This window comes from Pseudomonas graminis (genome assembly GCF_004364335.1).
GTDB lineage: Bacteria > Pseudomonadota > Gammaproteobacteria > Pseudomonadales > Pseudomonadaceae > Aquipseudomonas > Aquipseudomonas graminis_D.
This window is the reverse complement of sequence record NZ_SOCR01000008.1, coordinates 129,319-143,593: the sequence shown is the minus strand read 5'-3', so window position 1 is coordinate 143,593 and position 14,275 is coordinate 129,319. Positions and strand designations below refer to the sequence as shown.

Annotated in this window: 12 protein-coding genes and 1 pseudogene; 8 read left to right on the top strand and 5 right to left on the bottom strand. The window is 59.9% G+C overall.

Annotated elements, in window-relative coordinates; all coding sequences use genetic code 11:
• Positions 1-49 precede the first annotated feature (49 nt).
• The 3 genes from dgcB to EC919_RS16675 are packed head-to-tail and all read left to right on the top strand — an operon-like array spanning position 50 to position 4,024.
• Positions 50-2,011 carry a dimethylglycine demethylation protein DgcB gene (gene dgcB, locus EC919_RS16685; RefSeq protein ID WP_133775538.1) on the top strand — a complete coding sequence of 654 codons (1,962 nt, stop codon included), beginning with the start codon at positions 50-52 and terminating at the stop codon, positions 2,009-2,011.
• Complete coding sequence (locus EC919_RS16680; RefSeq protein ID WP_133775537.1) at positions 2,011-3,231, top strand: electron transfer flavoprotein subunit alpha/FixB family protein; 1,221 nt, start codon at positions 2,011-2,013, stop codon at positions 3,229-3,231. Before dgcB ends, EC919_RS16680 begins: the two co-directional genes overlap by 1 nt.
• On the top strand, positions 3,221-4,024 hold the full coding sequence (locus tag EC919_RS16675) for an electron transfer flavoprotein subunit beta (RefSeq protein ID WP_133775536.1): 804 nt from the start codon (positions 3,221-3,223) through the stop codon (positions 4,022-4,024). The genes EC919_RS16680 and EC919_RS16675 overlap by 11 nt, the downstream gene beginning before the upstream one ends.
• Positions 4,025-4,059: 35 nt before the next feature.
• Here EC919_RS16675 and EC919_RS16670 read toward each other — a convergent pair whose 3' ends face one another.
• Together EC919_RS16670 and gbcA are read right to left on the bottom strand one after the other, a co-directional pair.
• Complete coding sequence (locus EC919_RS16670) at positions 4,060-4,578, bottom strand: hypothetical protein (protein ID WP_133775535.1); 519 nt, start codon at positions 4,576-4,578, stop codon at positions 4,060-4,062.
• 923 nt (positions 4,579-5,501) lie between these two features.
• Positions 5,502-6,800, bottom strand: coding sequence for a glycine-betaine demethylase subunit GbcA (gene gbcA, locus EC919_RS16665; protein ID WP_133775534.1), 1,299 nt, complete (start codon positions 6,798-6,800; stop codon positions 5,502-5,504).
• A gap of 329 nt (positions 6,801-7,129) precedes the next feature.
• Between gbcA and gbcB the strand changes: the two genes are divergently transcribed.
• Entirely contained in the window at positions 7,130-8,230 is a 1,101-nt protein-coding gene (gbcB, locus tag EC919_RS16655; protein WP_133775533.1) for a glycine-betaine demethylase subunit GbcB, read from the top strand.
• A gap of 113 nt (positions 8,231-8,343) precedes the next feature.
• Here gbcB and EC919_RS27895 read toward each other — a convergent pair whose 3' ends face one another.
• Together EC919_RS27895 and EC919_RS27890 are read right to left on the bottom strand one after the other, a co-directional pair.
• Complete coding sequence (locus tag EC919_RS27895; RefSeq protein WP_432213828.1) at positions 8,344-9,207, bottom strand: methyl-accepting chemotaxis protein; 864 nt, start codon at positions 9,205-9,207, stop codon at positions 8,344-8,346.
• A pseudogene (locus EC919_RS27890) lies at positions 9,199-9,969 on the bottom strand (MCP four helix bundle domain-containing protein); the annotation flags it as partial. The pseudogene EC919_RS27890 and the gene EC919_RS27895, both read right to left, overlap by 9 nt.
• Positions 9,970-10,285: 316 nt before the next feature.
• Between EC919_RS27890 and EC919_RS16645 the strand changes: the two are divergent.
• Both EC919_RS16645 and EC919_RS16640 read left to right on the top strand, forming a co-directional pair.
• Complete coding sequence (locus EC919_RS16645; protein ID WP_065991261.1) at positions 10,286-10,519, top strand: hypothetical protein; 234 nt, start codon at positions 10,286-10,288, stop codon at positions 10,517-10,519.
• Positions 10,516-10,818, top strand: a complete 303-nt coding sequence (locus EC919_RS16640) for a cell division protein ZapA (RefSeq protein ID WP_133775531.1) — start codon at positions 10,516-10,518, stop codon at positions 10,816-10,818. Before EC919_RS16645 ends, EC919_RS16640 begins: the two co-directional genes overlap by 4 nt.
• Positions 10,819-10,922: 104 nt before the next feature.
• Here the strand turns inward: EC919_RS16640 and EC919_RS16635 are convergent, their stop codons facing one another.
• Complete coding sequence (locus tag EC919_RS16635) at positions 10,923-11,963, bottom strand: low specificity L-threonine aldolase (RefSeq protein WP_133775530.1); 1,041 nt, start codon at positions 11,961-11,963, stop codon at positions 10,923-10,925.
• Between the two features lie 99 nt (positions 11,964-12,062).
• Here EC919_RS16635 and EC919_RS16630 point away from each other — a divergent pair, with 99 nt between their 5' ends.
• Positions 12,063-12,806 (top strand): TraX family protein, encoded by a 744-nt coding sequence (locus EC919_RS16630; protein WP_133775529.1) that lies wholly within the window; start codon positions 12,063-12,065, stop codon positions 12,804-12,806.
• Between the two features lie 244 nt (positions 12,807-13,050).
• Complete coding sequence (gene alaC, locus EC919_RS16625) at positions 13,051-14,265, top strand: alanine transaminase (protein WP_074886776.1); 1,215 nt, start codon at positions 13,051-13,053, stop codon at positions 14,263-14,265.
• The last annotated feature ends 10 nt before the right edge of the window (positions 14,266-14,275 follow it).

The following is a 14,275-nucleotide window of genomic DNA, read 5'->3' as shown; positions in this document are numbered from 1 at the left end:
CGGCTCCTGCAAGGCCCTTGTGACACCCGAGGTTTTTTGGGAGCTCCACATGTTAAACACCCTTCTTCCCATCCTGCTCTTCGCTGCCCTGGGCCTGGCGGTCCTTGGTGCGCTGCGGCGGGTGAGCCTGTGGCGCAACGGGCGTGCCGCCAAGGTCGATCTGCTCGGCGGGTTGCTGGCGATGCCCAAGCGCTACATGGTGGATCTGCACCACGTCGTCGCGCGGGACAAATACATCGCCAACACCCACGTGGCCACGGCGGGCGGTGCGGTCGCGTCGATCATCCTGGCGATTCTGGTGCACGGCTTCGGCTTGCATAACCGGGTCCTCGGCTACGCCCTGCTGCTGATGTCGGCAGTAATGTTCGTCGGTGCAATCTTCATGTACCTGCGTCGTCGTCATCCGCCGAGCCGGTTGTCGAAAGGCCCGTGGATGCGCCTGCCGAAAAGCCTGCTGGCGTTCTCTGGCTCGTTCTTTATCGTCACATTGCCCGTTGCGGGCGTGCTGCCGGCCAACTTCGGTGGCTGGTTGCTGGCGATCATTCTGGGGATTGGCGTGCTGTGGGGCGTCTGTGAATTGTTCCTCGGGATGACCTGGGGCGGCCCGATGAAACACGCCTTCGCCGGCGCGTTGCACCTGGCGTGGCACCGTCGCCCCGAGCGCTTCGGCGGTGGCCGCTCTACAGGGCTGAAACCGCTCGATCTGACAGACAGGACCGCGCCACTGGGTGTAGAGAAGCCCAAGGATTTCACTTGGAATCAACTGCTCGGTTTCGATGCGTGCGTGCAGTGCGGCAAGTGCGAAGCCGCGTGCCCCGCCTTCGCTGCGGGGCAGCCGCTGAACCCGAAGAAGCTGATTCAAGACATGGTCGTCGGGCTGGCGGGCGGCACCGATGCCCACTTTGCCGGCAGCCCCTATCCGTCCCTCGACGGCCAGGGCAAGCCCGTCGGCGAGCATGGCGGCAACCCCCATCAACCCATCGTCAACGGGCTGGTCGATGCCGACACCCTGTGGTCCTGCACGACCTGCCGAGCGTGCGTGGAAGAGTGCCCGATGATGATCGAGCACGTGGACGCAATCGTCGACATGCGCCGGCATCTGACGCTTGAAAAAGGCGCAACACCCAACAAGGGCGCCGAGGTACTGGAAAACCTTATCGCCACGGACAACCCGGGCGGCTTCGCTCCGGGCGGACGCATGAACTGGGCGGCGGACCTGAACCTCGACATCATGAGCCATAAGAAGACTGTGGACGTGCTGTTCTGGGTGGGCGATGGCGCGTTCGACATGCGCAATCAACGCACCTTGCGCGCCTTCGTCAAAGTGCTGAAAGCTGCCAAGGTCGACTTCGCCGTGCTGGGCCTTGAGGAGCGCGACAGCGGGGATGTCGCGAGACGTCTGGGCGATGAAGCGACGTTCCAGATGCTTGCCAGACGCAACATTCAGACGCTGGCGCAGTACGACTTCAAACGCATCGTCACCTGCGACCCGCACAGCTTTCATGTGCTGAAAAACGAATACGGTGCGTTCGAGGGTCGCTATGTCGTACAGCACCACAGCACTTATCTGGCAGAGCTGATAGTCAACGGCGCATTGAACCTGGGCCAGCACAAAGGTGCCAGCGTCACCTATCACGATCCTTGCTACTTGGGGCGTTACAACGGCGAGTACCAGGCGCCGCGGGATGTGCTGCGAGCACTGGGGATCGAGGTCAAGGAAATGGAGCGGTCCGGATTTCGCTCACGTTGCTGCGGTGGCGGTGGCGGCGCGCCGATCACCGACATTCCCGGCAGGCAACGGATTCCGGACATGCGCATGGATGACATCCGTGAGACCGGCGCCGAATTGGTGGCTGTAGGTTGTCCACAGTGCACCGCGATGCTTGAAGGCGTGGTCGAGCCCCGGCCCATGATCAAGGACATCGCCGAACTGGTGGCTGACGCACTGCTTGAAGACACCGCGCCTGCAAAACCGGCAGCGGCCCGACGTGAACCTGCGGAGGCGCATTGATGAGCGACATTATCCGCCGTGACCCACGCACTGAGTGGATCGCCCGAAACCGCCTGCACCCCTTGCACGCCGCGATGCAACCGGCTCAAACCAGCTGGATGGGCCCCAACGGTGTGCTGCGTAAAAACGTGCATGGCATCGGTTTTATCGGACCGAACGGCATCAAACGCATCGATCGAAGCGGGGCGCAGCAGGGCGGCGCGATCAAACGCTCCGTAGCTGTGGACGTGCAATTGCCGTTGCATCGGATTGCAACGCCGGCTTTTTATATCGCTGTGGTTCCCGACATGGTCGGCGGCCGTCTGAGCCGCCATGACCGCGACCTGCTGGGCTTGGCCCATGGGCTGGCTGGCAACGAGGGCGCTGTACTGGCGGTGATTTTTGGCGAGCACAAAGAGACGGCGTTCGATACCGCTGGCGTCGATCGCCTGTTGATACTGGAAGGCAGTGGGTTCAGCGGTTATTCGCCCGAGCAACGTGTGCAGGGTTTGCGGGCTGTGGATAACCAGTTCGACCCCCATCACTGGCTGTTGCCTGACAGCCGAAACGGCGGGGGAGAATTGGGGCGCCGTTTTGCGGCCAGCCTGGGTGAGCGGCCGTCAACACGCGTCTGGCAAGTGGCTGGCGAACAGTGCATCGGTCGTGCAGGTGCTGGCGCGGAGGATCTGTCGCGTCCCGTGTCACGCCTGATTCTCGCTCAAGCGGAATGCGCCGAACCCGTCAGTGAGACGCGCCACGAGGCGCAGGCCGTTGAGTTATCCACAGCTGTCCCGCGCAGCTTGTCGCGCATCGAGGACCTTGGCGCCGTGGCCGTCGATCCTGCACTTATCCCAATGTCCGAAGCGGAATTCATATTTTCAGGCGGCAACGGGGTCAAGGACTGGTCGCTGTTTCACCGTACCGCCGTTGCGCTGGGCGCTACTGAAGGCGCATCCCGTGTGGCCGTCGATGATGGCTTCATGACCCGTGATCGCCAGGTGGGCGCGTCCGGCACCTGGGTCACTGCCCGGGTATACGTCGCGGTCGGAATTTCCGGTGCGATCCAGCATTTACAGGGCATTGGCGCCTGCGACAAGGTGGTGGCCATCAACCTTGACCCGACCTGCGACATGATCAAACGCGCGGACTTGTCGGTGATCGGCGAGAGCTCTGCCATTCTCGAAGCGCTGGTCGAAGCGGTCGAGACTTACCGGAATGGGGCAAAACGCGATGCGGCCTGAACTGGGTGTCTCTGTGGATAAGGGTGCGCTGCACGTGATCAGCCTCGTCTCCGTCGGCGCGCACCCGACGTCAGGACGTCCCCGTCGTGCCGAACAGGATGCCCGGGCGGTGGAACTGGGTTTGCACTTGGCTGGGGATAACTTGCACGTATTGCATGCCGGTGATGCCGAAGAGCCGGCATTACGTGGCTACCTGGGTATGGGCGTGGACGAACTTCACGTGCTGGCTCAACCGCCAGGCGCGGACGCTTTGCCTGGGTTGGCGGACTACATTCGCGAGTCGGGGGTGCAGCTGGTGTTGACCGGCAGTCAGGCCGAGACGGGCGAAGGGTCCGGCATGCTCCCGTATTTACTGGCTGAGAAGCTCGGCTGGCCGCTGGTGGTCGGGCTGGCCGAGGTTGAGTCCATGAGCAATGGCAGCGTTCAGGTGCTGCAGGCGTTGCCCCGAGGGCAGCGCCGCCGACTCAAGGTCCGGTTGCCGTTCCTGGCGACTGTGGATAACGCTGCGCCAAAACCCCGGCAAAGCGCTTACGGTCCGGCGCAACGGGGTCTGCTGGATGTGGAAGAGATCGAGGTGGTCATCGACGACGTGTTCATCGGCGCAGCGCTGACGCCCGCGAAGCCAAGGCCGAAGCGCTTGAAGGTCATCAAAGCCAAGAGCGGCGCTGATCGTATGAAGGCCGCAACGGCGAAAGCGAGCGGAGGCGGTGGGCAGGTGCTCAAGGGCGTAACCCCTGAAGAAGGGGCTGCGGCGATTTTGAAGTTGCTGGTGGAGGAGGGGGTGGTTCGTTGAACACCGAAGGCGCCGCGATGGCGCCTTTTCTCTGTTCACGACTGGGGCGTATCTGGCTGCATTTTTCGACTCCTGGAATCTGCATCAACAATTACAACGTCGAAAACCTGCTCAATGACCTGACGCGGCCCCTGTTTCAAACTCCATGCGAAGAAAACGAGACACCCAACCAGTAAAGTGAACAAGCCCGAACCAACGAGGCTCTGCGCAGCCCCCTTCCAAAACCCTGGCCGCGCCATTCGGATGTCGTTGGCGGCTCTTGAAGAGTAAAACGCTGCCAACTCGTCCGTTTCGGTACTCAGTGAGGACTCCAGAAAGCTTGTCGCCAGCCGCGTCGCCTGGGTTCGATAGGCTTCAAGTTGCGAACTGCTGTTGCTGATGTCGTGAAACGCCACGAGATCGCAATCTAGCGGATCAGTACCGTTTCTCTCTTTGAACGCGTGGATATACTCGATTTTTTGCCGCTTATACACCGAGTAAGCCAGTTGGCCGAGTATGTCGTCCTCATCGTTCACTAACTCGCTGAAGATGTAGTTGTAGCGCACTTCGGTCATGTGCAATCACTCCTGCCGGAGCCTGCGGGAGGCCGATCGGAATGCTTCCCTGATTTCTTCCGTGGTCTTGGGTTTAAAGCTGATAATGCCCAATAATTCGTTGGGCAGAGCAAACGAGGCCCCTTGCTTACGTTTGGATAGCCTGCTGTTAGCCTCAATTACGACTTTGCGTGAGAACGGTGTCCAATGATGCATGAGCGTGCTCCTTGCCGCCGGTTGATTTGCGGTGAGTGTACCGAGCCGTCCGGGGCTTGGATGTCAGACGCTTCCTAAACGTACCGCCCCAACCGTCCGTATGCACATACCCACAATCGCTGTTGATCCGCCTGTGGATAAACTGTTCGGTCATTGCTACAGGCCTTGGCTAGTAAGGCGCTCAGGTGAGTGATCAATTTTTGATCAGTCTATCTCGCGGATTCTTATAGGTTTTTTCCACAGGCGGCATTTTGCAGCGCGCATTCTTACCCACATTCTCTGTGAGCGGGCGTGTGGATAAGATGTTCGTGATCCTCTGTAGCCCTTGTTATCCGTGACTTGTAGGGTGCTGGTCAAAGTTTAACCAATAACAGCTTTCGTGCGCCCATTTGCGTCTCTGCCATCCTGATTGAGCGCATTCCGCTCTTTTCCACGGCGCCGGTCAGACTTACACACATATGCTGTTGGCGGTTCTGTGGATAACATGTTCGCCATCAAGCTTGAGTCCCTGAATCCGGCCGGTTGAGCGAGGTGTTCAAAAAATGATCAGTTATCTTCATTGGTAGTGATCAAAGCGGGACCAGATAGCGTGCAGATTCTGAGAGCCCCACACAGATTTCCCCTCACTCCCCAAAACGCATCGCGGGCAAGCGCGCTCCTACAGCTCCAATGTCTGTAGAAGCGCGGTTGCCCGCGAAGGTGTCAGTTCAAATCCGACAGGTAAAACCCTACTCGTGGTTAACCGCCACCCCTTTCAAATACGAAGCAGGCTCAGCGCCCATGTTTTCCAGCAGTTTGGCGCTGTACCAGTCGATGAAATTCACCACGCCAAACTCGTACGTCTTCGAATACGGTCCCGGCTGGTAAGCGATGGAGTTGATGCCGCGCTGGTTTTCTTCGGCCAGACGACGGTCCTGGTCGTTGGTGGCGTCCCACACTTCACGCAGGCGCGCGACGTCGTAGTCCACGCCCTCGACAGCGTCCTTGTGGACCAGCCATTTGGTAGTCACGAGGGTTTCCTGCGCGCTTACGGGCCACACGGTGAACACGATCACGTGGTCGCCCATGCAGTGGTTCCACGAATGGGGCAGGTGCAGGATGCGCATCGAGCCCAGGTCGGGGTTCTGGATGCGCCCCATCAGTTTCTTGCTGCCTTGCTTGCCATCCATCGTCATCGAGACGGTGCCTTTGAGCAGCGGCATGCGCACGATGCGGTTGCGCAGGCCAAAGCTGGCGTGGGCGAACGGGATTTTTTCGGCTTCCCAGGCGGCAGCGGATGCCGCGACGTGGTCCTTGAAAGCCTGGTCGGCACGCGGGTCGGTGACGTCGTCCCATTCCAGCAAAGTGTTCAGCAGTTCGGGGTGCGACGCGTTGCAGTGGTAGCACTCGCGGTTGTTTTCCAGCACCAGCTTCCAGTTGGCTTTTTCGATCAAGGTGGTTTGCACTGCCACCTTGGTGTTCTCCATGTCGTACGGTTCCATGTAGTGGTTCAGCGTCTGCAGGAACGCGTCGATGGCGGGCGGATTGCTGGCCATGCTGATGAAAATGTACCCACCCGCGACCTTGCAATGCACCGGCTTGAGGCCGAACTGCTTCATGTCGAAGTCCGCACCCATCTCGGTGCCCGCGTACAGCAGGCGACCGTCGAGTTCGTACGTCCACTGGTGGTAAGGGCAGACCAGCTTGGCGACCTTGCCTTTTTCCTTGGTGCACAGGCGAGAACCGCGGTGCCGGCAGACGTTGTGGAACGCATTGATCGAGCCGTCCGGCGCGCGCACCACCAGAATCGGGTTCTTGCCGATCTGAAGGGTGAGGAAATTGCCCTTGGCCGGCACTTCGCAGCTCATGCCCGCGATCAGCCACTCTTTCTGAAAGATTTCCTGCATGTCGATTTCAAACAGCCGCTCATCGCTGTAGAAAGGCTGCGGCAGCGAGTAAGTGCGCTCGCGGGTGTGCAGCATCTCGGCAGTCGCCTTGCGCGCAGGTTCCAGCGGATCGCCCAAGCTCAGAGTTGCGGTGACGTCCATCTTTCAAGTCCTCAGGCCGCGCTTTGCGCAGTCTACGAATGTGGCTGATACGGTGGGTGTGGAGCGAAGCGCGCGAGGCGGCAGTGATTTCTGACGCTCAAGCCAATGGATAAAGAATCTGTAACGAATTGATGGCGAGTGTGGAGCCGGACGCGACCTGAACCTTATCCATGGGCGACATGGCCGAATCCGTTTCCGACGGCCCGGCCCCTATAGACCGGGGCTGGTCGCCATAAGTATGTGAATGTCGCTGATAGGTAAATAGGCGGCTCGCGCGTTACGCAGAATCGCCACCATAAGAGGCCGACCGTCGGCCGTGGAGAGTGAGTATGTCCCAGAGTTTCCTCAGCCCGGTCAACACCCAGACGTGGGCCAACGGCCGTCACCTGGTACGGGTCGTCAAAGTGATCCAGGAAACCTGGGACGTGCGTACGTTCTGCTTCATGGCCGACCAGCCGATTCTGTTCTTCTTCAAGCCCGGGCAGTTTGTCACCCTGGAGCTGGAAATCGACGGTGTATCGATCATGCGCTCGTACACCATCTCCAGCTCGCCTTCGGTCCCTTACAGCTTCTCGATCACCATCAAGCGTGTGCCCGGCGGCAAGGTGTCGAACTGGCTGCACGATACGTTGCACGAAGGTCAGGAGCTGGCGGTGCACGGGCCAGTGGGGCTGTTCAACGCCATCGACTTCCCGAACCCGAAAATTCTCTACCTGAGTGGCGGCGTCGGCATCACCCCGGTCATGTCCATGGCGCGCTGGTATTACGACACCAACGCCAACGTCGACATGGTTTTCGTGCACAGTTCGCGCTCACCCAAAGACATCATCTACCACCGCGAGCTGGAACAGATGGCGTCGCGAATCAACAACTTCGCCTTGCACATCGTGTGTGAAAAGCATGGGTTGGGTGAGCCGTGGGCGGGCTATCGCGGTTATCTGAACCAAAAGATGCTCGAACTGATGGCGCCGGATTTCATGGAGCGGGAAGTGTTCTGCTGCGGACCGACGCCGTACATGAGTGCGGTCAAACGGTTGCTTGAAGCCAACGGTTTCAACATGGCCCAGTACCACGAAGAGTCGTTTGGTGCGACGCCGCCGGAAGCCCGCGCCGACGCAGTGGAGCATGCCGAACAGGCTGCCGATGCGCCGGACCTGGATGTCGCTGAATTGAATCAGGTGGAATTCACCGACACCGGCAAGAGCATCCGCGTCGCGCCTGGGGAAACCGTCCACGCCGCCGCTGCCAAGCTCGGCCTGATGATCCCCAAAGCGTGTGGCATGGGCATCTGCGGCACGTGCAAAGTGATGAAGCTGAGCGGGGAGGTCGAGATGGAGCACAACGGCGGCATCACCGATGACGACGTAGACGAAGGCTACATCCTGGCGTGCTGCAGCGTGCCGAAGGGTGACGTGCGGATCGAATATTGATCGACCTGTGTAGGAGCGCGCTTGCCCGCGATGGGCGATGACGCGGTCTACCTGAGAGACCGCGTTGTCTTTTTCGCGGGCAAGCGCGCTCCTACACTGTGATCGACGGGCGCTTACACCTTGAAGCGTGCAACCATGCCGTTCAGATCCACGGCCAGACGCGACAGCTCGTTGCTCGCGGCGCTGGTCTGATTGGCGCCGGTCGCCGACTGAGTCGACAGGTCGCGGATATTGACCAGATTGCGGTCCACTTCCCGAGCGACTTGGGCCTGCTCTTCCGCTGCGCTGGCGATGACCAGATTGCGTTCGTTGATCTCCACGACTGCGCTGTTAATGGTGTCCAGCGCAAGGCCGGCGCCCTTGGCGATGTTCAGGGTGGATTCGGCGCGTTCGGTGCTGCTGCGCATGGAATTCACCGCCTGCTCGGTGCCGCCCTGGATACTGCCGATCATGCGTTCGATTTCGCTGGTCGACTGCTGGGTGCGGTGGGCGAGGGCGCGTACTTCGTCGGCCACTACAGCAAACCCGCGACCGGCTTCACCCGCACGGGCTGCTTCGATGGCAGCGTTGAGCGCCAGCAGGTTGGTCTGGTCCGCCAGACCGCGGATCACATCCAGCACCTTGCCGATATCACGGGACTCGTCCGCCAGATTGCCGATCAAGGTGGACGTGCTCTGCACATCAGTGCTCATGCGTTCGATGGCGCTGACGGTCTCCTGCACCAGATCACGGCCATCGCTGGCGGACGTGGTGGCGTTCTTCGACGCTTCCGAGGTGCTCACAGCGTTGCGTGCGACTTCTTCCACGGCGCTGGTCATCTGGTTGACCGCGGTGGCGGCCTGTTCGATTTCGTTGTTCTGCTGGGACAGGCCGCGCGCGCTTTCGTCGGTAACAGCGTTCAGCTCTTCGGCTGCCGAAGCGAGCTGGGTCGCCGAACCGGAAATGCGCTGCAAGGTGTCGCGCAGCTTGGCCTGCATCTTCAGCATTGCGGCCAGCAAGCGGCCCGCTTCGTCAGTACCGTCCACCGTGATGGTGCGCGTCAGGTCGCCTTCGGCAATGTCTTCAGCGGCGTTCAGCGCCGAAGCGATAGGCCGGGTGATGCTATTGGTGAGCAACCAGGCGAACAGCAAGGTCAGCACAGTGGCAATGATCAGCAGCGTGACGACCATCGTGAAAGCGCTTGAATACTGTTGAGTGGCCGTCGCGTTGGCTTCATTGAGCTGTTGGGTGTTCATCTCAATCAGCTTGGCGAGCACCACGTTCATCTGGTCCGAGTTGGTCTGCAGATCGGCGCTCAGCAGGCGAGTCAGCTCGTTCATGTCGTTGGCCTGACTCAGCGACTTCATACGGCTTTCCAGCTGGCGATAGTCGTTGAGCAACTTGACGTACTGGTCGTAGGCTGACTGCTCCGCCGGGTCGGAAATCAGCTTGACGTAGATGGCTCGGGCATCGTCGATCTGCTTGTTGCGCATGGCAAACAATTCAGTGGTTTTCTGCAGTGTGTCCGGGTCGCGGTTGAGCATCAGGCGATAGGACAGAACACGCAGACGAATGCTGCCTTCGGTTAATTTATCCAGCGCCTTGATGCTCGGCATGCTGTTGGTGGCCATGGCCACGTTGGCGGTGTTGATCTTTTTCATTTGCGACAGGGCAAAGACGCCCAGAATCAGCATCAGCAAGCCGATGACCGAAAAGCCAAGAAAGGCGCGGGGCGCGATATTCAAATTACGTAGGGACATTACGGTTCCAGGGCGGCCGCGATCCATGCGAGGCGAAAGATAGAAGGGTCAGAGATGCACGGGTTATCGGTCGGCCTCATGGGGACTTGATGCCGCTGGTCCGCGCTGCGCGTTTATGTCGCAGCCGTCTGATCTGACGAACAGCAGGAACAAGATCGCAAAAACGTAGTCAATCAGGGCCGTTATGCGTTTGCGGAATAGAGTGGTAGAGATGCTTGTTGGTCGGTGTAGTGGCGTGAATGCCCTGATTTCACTGGTAGCTAAAGTGACTTTTCTTTATCGTACGCGCCCTTTGAAATTTGCCTGAGATATCAAAATGTTGGAAGCATCCCTAAGCCAGTTGGAAAAGCTCGTCAGTGACCTGGTACAGCACAATCAGGAGCTGCAGAACACGAACGCACAACTCGCCGAAGAGTTGAAACAAGCCAGGGATGACAACGACAGTCTGCAGTTGAGCCTGATGGAGCAGGAAGAAAAACAGGGTGCGACGGCTGCGCGTATTCAGGCGTTGGTCGATCGCGCCACCAGCGTCAGCGCGGTTGACGCATGATCACCGATCAGGACGGCGCCAAGGTTATTTCCATCCTTGGCAACGACTACACGATCAAGGCACCTGCCGGGCAAGAGCAGACCTTGATGGACGCTGTGTCGATGCTGAAATCGGCGCTGTTTGAAACCAAGCGCAGCTACCCGACGCTGATCGGCGACCGCTTGCTGGTGCTGGCGGCACTGAATCTGTGCTCAAAGCAGATCGAACTCAAGCAGCAACACGCCCAAGCGCTGAGCCGTTATGAAGATAAGGTCAGCGCGACGGTCGAGGTGATTGAGAAGGTGATTGCTCAGGGGTGAAGGACTCCTGAGACTGGCGTTAGGTTGCGCGGCTGCCGCCGCATCCGATCGGCGTCATCGGTGATCGCGGGCAAGCGCGCTCCTACACGCCATGCACTGCCTGATCAGGCGCTCATCACCAACCGAATGTCCGCTGCCAGTTCCCGCACGCGGGCTTCTTCGGTGTCCCACGAGCACATGAAGCGCGCGCCGCCGACGCCGATGAAGGTGTAGAAGCGCCAGCCTCGCGCAGTCAGCGCGGCAATGGCCGCTTCCGATAATTGCAGGAAAACGCCGTTGGCCTGCACCGGGAACATCAATTCAACGCCGGGAATATCCTTCACCAGATCCGCCAGCAACTGCGCGCAGCTATTCGCGTGGCGTGCGTGCTTGAGCCAGGCATCGTTTTCCAGCAAACCCACCCACGGCGCTGACAGGAAACGCATCTTCGAGGCAAGTTGACCCGCCTGTTTGCAGCGGTAGTCGAAGTCTTCGGCGAGCTTGTGGTTGAAGAACAGGATCGCCTCGCCCACGGCCATGCCGTTTTTGGTGCCGCCGAAGCACAGCACATCGACGCCTGCTTTCCAGGTCAGCTCGGCAGGCGAGCAACCGAGGAAGGCGCAGGCATTGGCGAAGCGGGCGCCGTCCATGTGCAGGTTGAGCCCTAGTTCTTTGCAGGTTTCGCTGATGGCTTTGAGCTCTTGCGGCTGATAGACACTGCCCACTTCCGTGGCCTGGGTCAGCGTGACGACGCGGGGTTTTGGATAGTGGATATCGGCGCGTTTGAGCGCGACTTCACGGATGGAATCAGGTGTCAGCTTGCCGTTCTCGCTGCGTGCGGTGAGCAGTTTGGAGCCGTTGGAGAAGAATTCCGGCGCGCCGCATTCGTCCGTTTCAACGTGGGCGGTTTCCGAGCAGATGACGCTGTGGTAGCTCTGGCAGAGCGATGACAGCGCCAGAGAGTTGGCCGCGGTGCCGTTGAAGGCGAAGAACACCTCGCAGTCTGTTTCGAACAGCTGACGGAATTGATCGGCCGCGCGCGCTGTCCACTGGTCGTCGCCGTAGGCACGCTGATGCCCGTGGTTGGCTTGCTCCATGGCCGCCCAGGCTTCGGGGCAGATTCCCGAATAGTTGTCGCTGGCAAACTGCTGGCTTTGGTCTGACATGGCCGGTTCCCTGTAATCGAAGGCTGCGACTGTAACCAAAGTTGATCGGTTTGGTCATGCATTCTTGCGTCAGAAAATTCAGCCAGACAGCGAAGCAATATGACCGAAACGAAATCAACGACCACCCCCGTGCGGGATCGCGCGCTGGACCTGCTCAAGTGGCTGGCGATGCTGAGCATGGTGATGGATCACCTGCGCTATGTCGGCTGGCACGCCAATTGGCTGTACGTACCGGGGCGTCTGGCGTTCCCTTGGTTCTGCCTGGCAATCGCGGTGAATCTCGTGCGCAATGGCCGGCGAGATGTTGATTCGTCGATCAAGTGGAAATATCTGGCCTGGCTGGCGGTGTTTTCTGTGATCGCTGAGCTGCCCTACCGGATTTACATGGCCGGGGAGGTCACTACGCTCAACGTGCTACCGACCCTGGCGCTGGGTTTGCTGGTTGCGCAGGGCGGATTGAGTCGCTCATGGCCGGCGAGGCTTCTGGGTATCACCGCCTTGGCTATCGGTGTTCTGTTTGGAACGCAGTTGATGTTCGGGATGTATGGGGTTTTGCTGCCTCTGGCGTTCGTGCTCGTGCTGCGCACCTCGTTATGGCTGGCGATTGTGCCGGGGATCGTCTGTTTATTGAGCAACGAGTGGCCGAAAATCGTCGACGGCATGTTGTGGGGTGATCCTATTTCCATCGGCGCGCTCGTGGCTTGTCTGCTGGCGCCGTTGTTGGGGTTGACGATTCTGCGCGGGCGCCCGGCATTTGCTGTGTGGCCGATGCGGCGGTGGGCGTACCTGATTTATCCGGTGCATTTTTTGGTGCTGTTGGGGCTGCGGCAGGTCTTGACCTGACGCAGTCCACTGTAGGAGCGTGCTTGCCCGCGAAGGCGTCTCGTCAGAAACATCGATGGCGACTGACACACCGCAATCGCGGGCAAGCGCGCTCCTACAGCACTGGTGGGGTATCCGGATTCTTAGCGCACCGCTTGATCCATGTAGACAAACCGCCATCCCCGCCCGTATCTTCCGCCTCAGGCCACCGCAGTGGCCAGCGTCGCTCGGACGGTTCCGGGCGCTTACGTCTTCAGAGGTTTCCATGGCAGACCAAGGTTCGCCGCGCCGTTTTGCGCGCATCGATCGACTCCCCCCTTACGTGTTCAACATCACCGCCGAGCTGAAAATGGCTGCTCGTCGTCGTGGTGAGGACATCATCGACCTGAGCATGGGCAACCCCGACGGGGCAACGCCGCCGCACATCGTCGAGAAACTGGTCACCGTCGCCCAACGTGAAGACACTCACGGCTACTCGACTTCGCGTGGCATCCCGCGTCTGCGTCGGGCGATTTCCAGCTGGTACAAAAAACGCTACGACGTCGACATCGATCCCGAAGACGAAGCCATTGTCACCATCGGCTCCAAGGAAGGCCTGGCGCACCTGATGCTTGCCACGCTGGATCAGGGTGACACCGTGCTGGTGCCGAACCCCAGTTACCCGATTCACATCTACGGCGCGGTGATCGCCGGCGCCCAGGTGCGCTCCGTGCCGCTGGTGCCCGGCGTGGACTTCTTCGCCGAGCTGGAGAAAGCCATTCGTGGCTCGATCCCCAAGCCGAAGATGATGATCCTCGGCTTCCCGTCCAACCCGACCGCCCAGTGTGTGGAACTGGACTTCTTCGAGCGCGTCGTCGCCCTCGCCAAACAGTACGACGTGCTGGTGGTTCACGATCTGGCCTACGCCGACATCGTTTACGACGGCTGGAAAGCCCCGTCGATCATGCAGGTCCCCGGCGCCAAGGACATTGCGGTGGAGTTTTTCACCCTGTCCAAGAGCTACAACATGGCGGGCTGGCGAATCGGCTTCATGGTCGGCAACCCCGAGCTGGTCAACGCCTTGGCGCGGATCAAGAGCTACCACGACTACGGCACGTTCACGCCGCTGCAAGTAGCGGCCATCGCGGCGCTGGAAGGTGATCAACAGTGTGTGCTCGACATCGCCGAGCAGTATCGCCAGCGCCGTAATGTCCTGGTCAAAGGTCTGCATGAACTGGGCTGGATGGTCGAAAACCCGAAAGCCTCGATGTACGTCTGGGCCAAGATTCCCGAGGCTTACGCGCACCTGGGGTCGCTGGAGTTCGCGAAAAAACTGCTGGCCGAAGCCAAGGTCTGCGTCTCCCCTGGTGTCGGTTTTGGCGAGTACGGCGACGACCACGTTCGCTTTGCGCTGATCGAGAATCAGGACCGGATTCGTCAGGCCGTTCGGGGTATCCGCAGCATGTTCCGGGCTGACGGGTTGATTACGCAAAAAACCTGAATGTCGTTAC

Excerpts from the sequence above, each read along its gene's own strand:
- dgcB (WP_133775538.1), top strand. The coding sequence starts at position 50 with ATGTTAAACACCCTTCTTCCCATCCTGCTCTTCGCTGCCCTGGGCCTG.
- EC919_RS16680 (WP_133775537.1), top strand. The coding sequence starts at position 2,011 with ATGAGCGACATTATCCGCCGTGACCCACGCACTGAGTGGATCGCCCGA.
- EC919_RS16675 (WP_133775536.1), top strand. The coding sequence starts at position 3,221 with ATGCGGCCTGAACTGGGTGTCTCTGTGGATAAGGGTGCGCTGCACGTG.
- EC919_RS16670 (WP_133775535.1), bottom strand. The coding sequence starts at position 4,578 with ATGACCGAAGTGCGCTACAACTACATCTTCAGCGAGTTAGTGAACGAT.
- gbcA (WP_133775534.1), bottom strand. The coding sequence starts at position 6,800 with ATGGACGTCACCGCAACTCTGAGCTTGGGCGATCCGCTGGAACCTGCG.
- gbcB (WP_133775533.1), top strand. The coding sequence starts at position 7,130 with ATGTCCCAGAGTTTCCTCAGCCCGGTCAACACCCAGACGTGGGCCAAC.
- EC919_RS27895 (WP_432213828.1), bottom strand. The coding sequence starts at position 9,207 with ATGCAGGCCAAGCTGCGCGACACCTTGCAGCGCATTTCCGGTTCGGCG.
- EC919_RS16645 (WP_065991261.1), top strand. The coding sequence starts at position 10,286 with ATGTTGGAAGCATCCCTAAGCCAGTTGGAAAAGCTCGTCAGTGACCTG.
- EC919_RS16640 (WP_133775531.1), top strand. The coding sequence starts at position 10,516 with ATGATCACCGATCAGGACGGCGCCAAGGTTATTTCCATCCTTGGCAAC.
- EC919_RS16635 (WP_133775530.1), bottom strand. The coding sequence starts at position 11,963 with ATGTCAGACCAAAGCCAGCAGTTTGCCAGCGACAACTATTCGGGAATC.
- EC919_RS16630 (WP_133775529.1), top strand. The coding sequence starts at position 12,063 with ATGACCGAAACGAAATCAACGACCACCCCCGTGCGGGATCGCGCGCTG.
- alaC (WP_074886776.1), top strand. The coding sequence starts at position 13,051 with ATGGCAGACCAAGGTTCGCCGCGCCGTTTTGCGCGCATCGATCGACTC.